Raw genomic sequence first — 9,333 nt, 5'->3', positions numbered from 1 at the left:
GCTTGGGGCCGTTTCGGGCCAAAGGTTCGTCCTATTTCAGCCAGATTTATTGGACAAGACCAGCCCGTAGTGAAGTCGGAGGGGGCGAATCCCTAACCTGTAATTGTTTTCCAATGACCGCTATCCACTAGCTGCCTTTTGGGAGAGGCCCCTTGTCGATAGCGGTCACAGACGAGCAATTGCTGCCGACCCACAGCACACGCGATACATCTGCGATACTGTGGATTCATTACAGAACAATAATTTGCTTATGGAGTTGCTGTTCCTGCACGTCTTTCTTGAATGCGTCGAAAAGCAACTCGTCTTTGACCAGTTGATCAATTGTCATCTTTCCCGCAACCAAATCATATACAAGCCAATAGTAGGAAACTAACAATTCGTGGATTTCTGGTGAGATTGTGTGGCCTCGTACGAAGTCGGTGCCGATTGCCACATCCAATTTGGCTGCGTAAATTCTATTGGCCAAGTTGTGAAAGTCATTTCCCAAGTCGAAGTACACAAGCGGCACCTCGTACCGCCGAGTAACGATATCGGACTGATATAAATACGTGAGGCCATCGTGACTGACCTTCACTTGAATTCCAGCAGATATACCTGAGTTGTTGCCTCGCACCAATTGCAAAAGCTCTTGGGTGGTATTTTTTTTATGAATCCAAATGATGTCTCTTTGAGGGTTTGTTGCGTTATATTTTTGCGGGTAGTGCCTATTCGTAGAATTAAGTCCCGTACCAATTGCCTTGAAGTCGTCTAGCGCTTGGTGCGGCCGTCGACCTTTCCTTGCAACCATACCCCATTTTCTGTTCGAGGATATGCTGCGATTGCACTCCTGCACGATCACTGCTTCGGCAATTTTACCAAGCACCCGCATTACAGATACGTGAGGATCGGCGGTTACCAAAACCCGTAGTTGCAATAGCCCCGAGGAATCTACATCAACAAGCCCCAACTCATTGGTGAGGATGTCTAAGAGGTCATAGCCGTGCGCGTGAGCAACTAAGTTAGTGTTACGCTACCCATTTTGCCACGAAGACAGGTCCTGTTCCTCTGCGTAACTTCCATTCGGTAATTTTGCGACAACGACAAGCTGTGTTTGAGAGGTAAATGGGTTTCCAAAGCGATCAATCAGCGTTGTCTTTTGCATGTAATACAACTTTCCTTTTTTGTACAGCTTCCTAAGTTTATGCGAAAACGCTTAAAGAAATGCTGCCGAGTCGTGAATGATTACTTATCATTTCGGTGACTTTACCTTGGTAGAGTAATAAGTCCAGTTGCATTTCTGACTGCCGTGACCGTACGTCCCGGAGCGTTTGCACCCCTCGAACCGCTATTGGCCGCATGCTGCCTATGTGAGGGACGAGTTTGCCGTTCGTTATGACCCGGCGGGACCGTGAGCCAGGGAGCTTGCGAGGATGGGGCAAAAATGGGGCAAACCACACGCTAATCCATGCCATTCAATGCCAGTCATGCGTTTGTGCATGTGGTGGTGATATGCGCTAAGCCCCATACACACATAGGGTTGGGGCTTAACGACCGAAATACTACAACACAATCGGGGTTTGTTCAGGCGTTATCTCGGATCACGTCGCTTTAACAGAAGTAACTGAATCATGCTGTAGAGTCTGTGGAAGAGGTAGTCGACATGCGCTGAGTCAGTGACGGCGGATTGAGTCACTTCGGAATGCCGAATGTGAAACGAATTACCTATATCTGTTAGCGTTCGCGCTTCAGCATCGAGAACTGAACGGAACTCTGCATCTGGGGCTGCTTTTGAAAGTAATGTTTCAACGGATTGCCTCTTGTTTCCTGGATTCTCAAGGGACTTCAATCGTTCCCAGCAATCCCACAAACGCTCGATAGCCTCACGGCGGACCGCGGGGGCAGGGTTGAGAAACTTTGTGCGGGTGTCCTCCAGCATGCCATCGAGTGTTTTGTCGCCGCTGCTAAACTGCTCGGATGCCAAGGTCTCCCGTAAGACAGCAGGTGCTAGCCTTACAATTTGGCCTGAGTTGCACAGCTCAAACGCGAGGTTGTTACGCGAGAAAATTCTGTTGATGTCTTCGAGAAAAGTTTGCTTGCCCTCCGCTTCGTTGAACTGAAGGTGGTAGTGGCCAAAGTAGCTGTGGTGAGAGCCTTGAATTGGCTTCGCCACGACGCGATAACAGAACTCGATGAAGTCGAGAACCAACAAAGTATCCGGCGCATACGGTTGCTGCTCAGAGAAGAAGCCTGCTTGGACTGTCTCGGTCGTGCTCAACGGCCATAGAAAACCAGGCATCTCTGCTTGAACCGCAAGTGACAAAGCATGCTCGTCCGTGCCTATCGGCCCGTGTCCATCGGGACAGTTTTCTGGATATTTGACTCCAAACGCACCCGTCGTAATCAGAGATTGCACGAGACCCACAATGCCACCCCACACCACATGCGAGACAGTCTCTTCAGTTCGAGGCCTAGGGCCTTGCTGCCGGTCGCTAAAATAATCGTTCATGGTAGACGCCCAATTTTGGTAAGAGGTGGAAATCAGGAGCGGTGGGAACGGAGATCAAAATGAGCCGGAGCGATCTTGAAGGTGATCACTGCAAAACCGAGAATTAAAGTACAAGCATAGTACCGGTAGTGGCCCTGTCAGGAAGTTATTACGGCCTGCTTAGAAATTGCTACAAAACGAATAGATTACGGCGAGTTAGCCAAGCTGGATGGATCGTTGGAGGAAGGCTACGTCCAATCCATCATCGGAGCCACGGACAGTGCTTCTAGAAGAACGATGTGCTCTCTGCGTTGGTGACAATATTTGGATCGTTTAGCGTTCTCGTAGAGCCCATCCAACAGAAAAAGCCGCGTCTGTTTAAATGAAGTCTCTTGCTGCAGTCCTAAGCCTACACTCCCTTGCGCATCCCCCTACACCTAAGCCAGAATCCGCCGGCTTGTGCGTCTAGCCCGCACGTTCTATCGTCCCCACATCACTGAAACCCAGTGATCGGGTTTGGTAGCCCGCTTCGTGTCTAGATGCATCGCATCACCAATTTCAGTCGCTTCCCTAGGACTCGGATTTCATGGTGGTCATGCGTGGGGCCCATTCGTGGGCGCCGGGTTCTAGTGCGACCGGTCTACCAACCCGCGTATGGCCGCCACCCATCGTTTGGTAGCGTGGGTGATGGCTCCTTTTAGTAATCGCGCTAGAGGTTCCATCTATGTTCAAAGTAACGCCCAACCCACCAGAAACCGATCCCGCATCCCCCTACGAATCCCTCAACTCCAAAAAACTCCACGAAGCCGCCGAGCGCGCGCTCGATCACTACCTCCTTCCCGCCGGCCACATCATGGCCAGCGTCAACGAGCCCGAGCGCATGTACCTAGCCAATCCGAAGTACGACTCGGAATCCCTGCTGGCCAATGCCAGTGAGACGCTGAGTTCTGCTTCGGAAATGCTCAACAACTTCGCCGCAGCACTCGAGCCCTCACACCGCAAAACCGCGCTGGGCATTGCGCAGGTGGTGATGTTGGGGGAGTTGGCGGTGAATCAGGCGTTGGATAACGTTGAGGTGAAGGCGTAAAGCCTGTCCCGCCATGGGCAGGTGAAGTGCTCGTTCACTGATAATAAAAAGCCGTCACTTCCAGGTGACGGCTTTCTCTTGCAGATCTAGCCAAACTGCCCCGCCGACTCAACCGCAGACCTCGGCTTCCTCAACCGCGTCAACTGATAAGCAATTCCCAACCACACAAACCACCCCGGCATCACCATCAACGCAATCCGCGTATCAGGCCTCAACGCCAGCAACCCCAGCACAAACCCCAAAAACGCCAACGAAAACCAAGCCATCGGCACGCCGCCGGGCATCTTGTAAGCCGATTTCGCATGCAGATCCGGGCGTTTTTTGCGGTAGGCGATGTAAGACGCGAGGATGGTCGACCAGGTGAAGATCACCAGAATCGCCGACACGGTGGAGACGATGGTGAACGCGGTCATGACTTCCGGCACGATGAACAGTACCAGCACGCCGACCAGCATCAGCAGCGTGGTGAACGCCAGGCTCAGCAGCGGCACGCTGTTGCTCGACAGTCGGCGGAATAGGCCGGGCGCGTTGTCTTGATTGGCCAGCCCGAACAGCATGCGGCTTGATGAGAACACGCCGCTGTTGGCCGATGAGGCCGCCGAGGTCAGGACTACAAAGTTGACGATACCGGCCGCTGCGGGAAATCCGGCGACGAGGAACAGTTCGACAAAAGGGCTTTTGACGGGGGAAACCTGTTGCCACGAGGTCACGGCGATAATGCAGGTCAGCGCGAGGACGTAGAACAGGATGATCCGCAGCGGAATCGAGTTGATCGCTTTGGGCAGGGTCTTCTCCGGCGAGCGGGTTTCGGCGGCGGCGGTGCCAATCAGTTCGGTGCCGGCGAAGGAGAAGATCGCCATTTGAAATCCGGCGAAGAAGCCGAACAAGCCGTTGGGGAACGCCGCTTGTTTGTCCACCAGGTGACTCAGGGACGCGGTGACGCCACTGGGCGAGACGAAGGAGCTGGCGATCAGCACGGTGCTGACGCCGATCAGGGTCACGACGGCAATGATCTTGATGATCGCGAACCAGAATTCCACTTCACCAAACAACCTGACGGTCAGTACGTTGAGGGCGAACAGGGTTGCCAGCATGCCGACGGCGGGTATCCACGCCGGTACGTCGGGGAACCAGTATTGGAAGAATCCGCCGACCACGACGGCATCGCCGATCACCGCCACGCTCCAGCTCAGCCAGTATGACCAGCCGAGAAAGAACGCTGCGCGTGGGCCGAGGTAGGCACCGGCGAAGTCGGCAAAAGTTTTGAAGTTGAGGTTGGACAGGAGCATTTCGCCCATGGCGCGCATGACGAAAAACACGAACAGGCCGATGATCATGTAGATGAGGATGATCGACGTTCCGGAGAGGGCGATGATCTTCCCGGAACCCATGAACAGGCCGGTACCGATGGCACCGCCCATGGCCATTAACTGGATGTGACGATTGCTGAGCGTGCGCTGCAGCGCGGGCTGTTCAGGCAGCCCGGAAGGGGTCGATTTCATTGCAAAACCTCTTGATTTTATGTTTTTGAGTTTTGGCAGAAAGTGGGTGTTGAGCGTTCTTGTTAGAGGTGCAGCGGCTAAGCACAAGGTGAATCGCCCCTTGTGGCTTGGGGGCGGCGGTTAGCGATCAACTGACGGTACGCAGACGCGAGGCTTTGGCCGGTTGCGGATCCAGCAGTTGGAAGAGGTTTTTGATGTTGGCCGGCGTCGGCACCAGGTGGATGCGCTGGCCGATTTGCTGTGCCTGAGCCAGGTCATTCAGGTAGCGCAGAGAGGAAAAGTCTTCCAGAGCAAAACCTACCGAATCGAACACCGTCACCTGCGCAGCGTTTTCGCGTCCGGCCACTTCGCCCTGCACAATGCGGAAAAACTCGATCACCGGGGAATCGGCGTCCAGTTGCTGAATGTCGCCTTCAATGCGAGTTTGCGGTTCAAATTCGACGATGACCCGGGCGTTGCGCAGGATGTCGGCGTGCAGTTCGGTTTTACCCGGGCAGTCACCGCCGACCGCATTGATGTGCATGCCGGGCTCGATCATTTCGGGCGTCAGAATGGTTGCGTAGGCTTTATCGGCGGTGACCGTGGTGACGATATCCGCACCTTTTACCGCGTCCTTCACCGAGGTGGCCAGAATCACTTCGATGTCCGGGAATGCCGCGAGGTTGTGCTTCAACTTGAGTGAAGCGTCGCGATCGATATCGAAAATGCGGATTTCGTTGATGCCCAACATTTCATGAAAGGCCAGCGCCTGAAATTCACTTTGCGCGCCGTTGCCGATCAGGGCCATCGAAGTCGCACCCGGGCGCGCCAGCGACTTCGCGATCAGTGCCGAGGTGGCTGCGGTGCGCACGGCGGTGGTTAAGGTCAGTTCGCTGAGCAGGGTGGGATAGCCACTCTGCACATCCGCCAGAAGCCCGAAGGCCATGACCGTCAGCAAGTTCTGCTGGCCGTTGTTCGGGTGGCCGTTGACGTATTTGAACGAGTACTGCTGGCCGTCGTCGGTCGGCATCAATTCGATCACGCCGTCTGCCGAGTGATTGGCCGTGCGCGGTGATTTATCAAACTGCGCCCAGCGTGCGTAGTCCGCTTCGATGTAGCCGGCCATTTCGCGGATGGCGCGGCGGATGCCGACTTGGGTGAACAGGCGTGCAGCATCATCGACATCTATAAAAAGCGTCATGTTTTTATTCTCCGATCCAGTCATTGAAAGGTTGTAGAGCGGCGGGCGGCTCAGCTGCGTTTGCTCTCGAAGCCGTGCAGCACGTTGACGGCATTGATGCCGATTTCATCGACCATGTAGCCGCCCTCCATGACGAACAGGGTCGGGCAGCCGACGCTCGCGATCAGTTCACCGATGCCGATGAAGTCCTCGCTTTCCAGCAGAAAGTGGCTGATGGGGTCGTCCTTGAACGTGTCGACACCCAGGGAAATCACCAGCACTTCAGGGGCGAACTGCTGAAGCTTTTTGCAGGCGTGGAGCAGGGCGTTGCGGTAGCTCTCCCAGGTGGTGTTTTTCGGCAGGGGATAGTTGAGGTTGTAACCCTCGCCGACACCCGCGCCGACTTCGTGGCTGTACCCCGAGAAGTACGGATAGGACACCGCCGGTTCGCCGTGCAACGAGACGAACATGACGTCGCTGCGCTGGTAAAAAATGTTCTGCGTGCCGTTGCCGTGATGGAAGTCGACGTCGAGCACTGCGACGCGTTTGGCGCCTTGGGTGATGGCTTGTTGCGCGGCAATGGCAGCGTTGTTGAGGTAGCAATAACCGCCCATGTATTCGCGCGCGGCGTGATGGCCAGGCGGACGGCACAGGGCGAAGGCGCTGTCATGGCCTTCATCGAGCAGGGCCAGGCCGGTGAGGGCAATATCGGCGCTGGTTTTTACCGCTTGCCAGGTCGTCGCGGTGATCGGCGAACCGGCATCCATCGCATAGAAACCGAGCTTGCCGTCGATGAACGTCGGCACCTCTTCGCCGGCCAGATCGCGCACCGGCCATACCAGCGGCAAGGCATCGTGGGTGCGACCGGTTGCGCACCATTCGCTCCAGGCAGTTTCGAGAAAACTGACGTAGCGCTCGCTGTGCGCGTTGACGTAGCACGAGCGATCAAACGCGCGCGGCTCGACGATCTGCCCGAGACCGACCTGTTTCACGCGGTTGTGCACGGTGTCGGCGCGACTCGGTTGCTCGAAAGAAGGTTTGAGCACGCCGTCTTTCAATTCGGTGCCGTGGTGCAAACGGTGGGAATCACTGAAAACTGTAAACATTCTGCGCATCCGTTATTGTTGGCCAGTGCAAATATTCTGTTCCGGCTTAGCTGCGCTTTCTTTGCTTTGTTTTCGTGGTTAGGTCGATTATTCGGGCGTTTTTACTCAGGAATGGCGGCATGCAGAAAAAAATATCCAAACGCATCAGCCTCGACGAGACCGACCTGGCGATTCTTGAGTTATTGCAGGAGGACGCGAGTATTTCCAACGCTGAACTCAGTGAGCGGCTGTCGCTGAGCCTTACGCCGTGCTGGCGACGGCGCAAGCGCATGGAGGAGGCGGGGGTCATCAAGGGCTATCAGGCCAACCTTGATCGGCGAATGCTCGGGCTGGATATCATGGCGTTCGTGCACATTCGTTTTTCCACCCACGCCGACCACGCGCCGGACGCCTTCGAGGCGGTGATTGCGCAATTGCCGCAGGTGGTGGCCTGTCACAAAATTACTGGCGATGCCGATTATGTGTTGCAGGTGTTGGCCGAGGATCTTGATAGCTACAGCGATTTCATCGAGCAGGTGCTCAGGCGTCAGGTGGGGATTGCCTCGATTCAGTCGAGTCTGGCGTTGCGCGAGGTCAAGACTGGGAGCCGGATTGCGATTCCTAAACCGGGAAAGGATTGAACGGGCAGGCAATGCTGAACCGCCGCTGTCGATCAGCAAAGTTTCATCTTGCCGCGTGCAAAGCAGGCCTAGTCTGCTGAGACAAGATCGTCGCTGTTCATACCGAGGGGAATCGTGCCATGCGCCTGAATGTCGTCAAAGTGCTGTTGATTGCTGCTGCAGTATCGGTGTTGAGTGCCTGTTCCGGCGCGGGTGGTTTGACCACTACCAGTTGTTTCTCCAGCGACTGTCAGTCGCCGGAGGGGCGCAACGCCAATACCTTGAAGTTCGGCGGCAACAGTATCGGCAGCAGTCTCAATCAGTACAGCTCCGGGATGCTGCATGATGATTGAGGATTACTGCGCGGCCGGTACGGCAATCCATTCGCTTAGCGTTTGTTGATACTTGCCGGTGACTTTGCTCAAGTGCAGCCACTGATCGACATACAGTTTCCAGCTGATGTCATCGCGCGGCAGCAAGTAAGCCTTCTCTCCATATTGCATGTACTGATGCGGATTCACCGCGCACAAGCCCGGTTTGAGTTTCTGCTGATACAGCGCTTCCGAGGCGTCGGTGATCATCACGTCGGCCTGGTTGTCGAGCAGTTGCTGGAAGATCGTCACGTTGTCGTGCAGGGCCAGTTGCGCCTGGGGCAGGAAGGCGTGGACGAAGGCTTCGTTGGTGCCGCCGGCGGGTTCGACCAGTCTTACGCCGGACTGGTTGATCTGTTCCACCGTCTGGTACTTGCTGACATCGTCGCAACGTACCAGCGGGATCTTGCCGTCAGTGTCGAGGGTGTTGCTGAAGTAGGCTTTTTTCTGCCGTTCGAGGGTGACCGAGATGCCGCCCATGCCGATGTCGCACTTGCCGGCCTGCATGTCCGGCATCAGGGTTTTCCAGGTGGTTTGCACCCATTCGACTTTGACCCCGAGGCTGTCGGCCAGCGAGCGAGCCATGGCGATGTCGATGCCTTCGAAATCGCCGTCGGTGCGTTTGAAGGTGTAGGGCTTGTAGTCGCCCGTGGTGCAGACGCGCAACTGGCCTTGTTGCTGGATGCTGTCGAGGTGCGAAGGGGGTTGCTCGGCATGGGCGCCGGCGGCCAGGGTCAGCAGGCCGCAGAGGATCATCGTGCTTTTTAATGTTGTCATTGCGATCGGGGCTTCTGAGAAGGACGGTGGCCCAGTGTAGTGAAAGGCTTTCCCGGGTGTCATCCCGCGCCCGGACTCAACGTACCGGGCAACGCCTCCAGCGCCAGCTTTCAGTTGGCTGAGTAGGGGATTACAGTTTTGACAGGTTCAGCCAATTGCTCAATGCGGCGTTGCAGTTGGAAGACCTGTGGCGATAGGTGAATCGGCTTGAGAATGGCTGAGCGCAAGTGATCCCAGCCAACGACGTGTTCAGCACGCTGCTGCCAGC

The 9,333-nt window shown here is 55.6% G+C and carries 9 protein-coding genes; 3 read left to right on the top strand and 6 right to left on the bottom strand.

The features are described 5' to 3' along the window. Positions 1-229: 229 nt before the first annotated feature. Together AC1DVF_RS27810 and AC1DVF_RS27805 are read right to left on the bottom strand one after the other, a co-directional pair. A complete protein-coding gene (locus AC1DVF_RS27810) occupies positions 230-868 on the bottom strand; it encodes a hypothetical protein (protein ID WP_477783487.1) in 639 nt (212 codons plus the stop codon). 699 nt (positions 869-1,567) lie between these two features. Beyond that, complete coding sequence (locus AC1DVF_RS27805; protein WP_477783486.1) at positions 1,568-2,485, bottom strand: AbiJ-NTD4 domain-containing protein; 918 nt, start codon at positions 2,483-2,485, stop codon at positions 1,568-1,570. A gap of 703 nt (positions 2,486-3,188) precedes the next feature. Between AC1DVF_RS27805 and AC1DVF_RS27800 the strand changes: the two genes are divergently transcribed. Then, positions 3,189-3,551, top strand: a complete 363-nt coding sequence (locus AC1DVF_RS27800; RefSeq protein ID WP_122608670.1) for a DUF6124 family protein — start codon at positions 3,189-3,191, stop codon at positions 3,549-3,551. An 86-nt stretch (positions 3,552-3,637) separates the two neighbouring features. Here the strand turns inward: AC1DVF_RS27800 and AC1DVF_RS27795 are convergent, their stop codons facing one another. The 3 genes from AC1DVF_RS27795 to AC1DVF_RS27785 form a co-directional block, all read right to left on the bottom strand. Then, entirely contained in the window at positions 3,638-5,053 is a 1,416-nt protein-coding gene (locus AC1DVF_RS27795) for an amino acid permease (protein WP_477783485.1), read from the bottom strand. A gap of 127 nt (positions 5,054-5,180) precedes the next feature. Further along, a complete protein-coding gene (locus AC1DVF_RS27790) occupies positions 5,181-6,233 on the bottom strand; it encodes an ornithine cyclodeaminase (RefSeq protein WP_460091589.1) in 1,053 nt (350 codons plus the stop codon). 50 nt (positions 6,234-6,283) lie between these two features. Then, positions 6,284-7,318, bottom strand: coding sequence for a histone deacetylase family protein (locus AC1DVF_RS27785; RefSeq protein ID WP_315448602.1), 1,035 nt, complete (start codon positions 7,316-7,318; stop codon positions 6,284-6,286). 119 nt (positions 7,319-7,437) lie between these two features. Here AC1DVF_RS27785 and AC1DVF_RS27780 point away from each other — a divergent pair, with 119 nt between their 5' ends. Then, positions 7,438-7,938: an Lrp/AsnC family transcriptional regulator gene (locus AC1DVF_RS27780; protein WP_093433799.1), complete on the top strand. Its 501-nt coding sequence runs from the start codon at positions 7,438-7,440 to the stop codon at positions 7,936-7,938. 119 nt (positions 7,939-8,057) lie between these two features. After that, positions 8,058-8,270 carry a hypothetical protein gene (locus tag AC1DVF_RS27775; protein WP_016984584.1) on the top strand — a complete coding sequence of 71 codons (213 nt, stop codon included), beginning with the start codon at positions 8,058-8,060 and terminating at the stop codon, positions 8,268-8,270. A 3-nt stretch (positions 8,271-8,273) separates the two neighbouring features. Here AC1DVF_RS27775 and AC1DVF_RS27770 read toward each other — a convergent pair whose 3' ends face one another. Continuing rightward, positions 8,274-9,065, bottom strand: coding sequence for a transporter substrate-binding domain-containing protein (locus AC1DVF_RS27770; RefSeq protein WP_460100880.1), 792 nt, complete (start codon positions 9,063-9,065; stop codon positions 8,274-8,276). Positions 9,066-9,333: the final 268 nt, after the last annotated feature.

It is taken from the genome of Pseudomonas sp. P4_D7 (assembly GCF_056401755.1).
Note: the sequence above shows the minus strand (reverse complement) of the source record. Positions and strands in the feature narration are given on the sequence as shown.

Coding starts and splice junctions, on each gene's coding strand:
- AC1DVF_RS27810 (WP_477783487.1), bottom strand. CDS start 868: ATGCGGGTGCTTGGTAAAATTGCCGAAGCAGTGATCGTGCAGGAGTGC.
- AC1DVF_RS27805 (WP_477783486.1), bottom strand. CDS start 2,485: ATGAACGATTATTTTAGCGACCGGCAGCAAGGCCCTAGGCCTCGAACT.
- AC1DVF_RS27800 (WP_122608670.1), top strand. CDS start 3,189: ATGTTCAAAGTAACGCCCAACCCACCAGAAACCGATCCCGCATCCCCC.
- AC1DVF_RS27795 (WP_477783485.1), bottom strand. CDS start 5,053: ATGAAATCGACCCCTTCCGGGCTGCCTGAACAGCCCGCGCTGCAGCGC.
- AC1DVF_RS27790 (WP_460091589.1), bottom strand. CDS start 6,233: ATGACGCTTTTTATAGATGTCGATGATGCTGCACGCCTGTTCACCCAA.
- AC1DVF_RS27785 (WP_315448602.1), bottom strand. CDS start 7,318: ATGTTTACAGTTTTCAGTGATTCCCACCGTTTGCACCACGGCACCGAA.
- AC1DVF_RS27780 (WP_093433799.1), top strand. CDS start 7,438: ATGCAGAAAAAAATATCCAAACGCATCAGCCTCGACGAGACCGACCTG.
- AC1DVF_RS27775 (WP_016984584.1), top strand. CDS start 8,058: ATGCGCCTGAATGTCGTCAAAGTGCTGTTGATTGCTGCTGCAGTATCG.
- AC1DVF_RS27770 (WP_460100880.1), bottom strand. CDS start 9,065: ATGACAACATTAAAAAGCACGATGATCCTCTGCGGCCTGCTGACCCTG.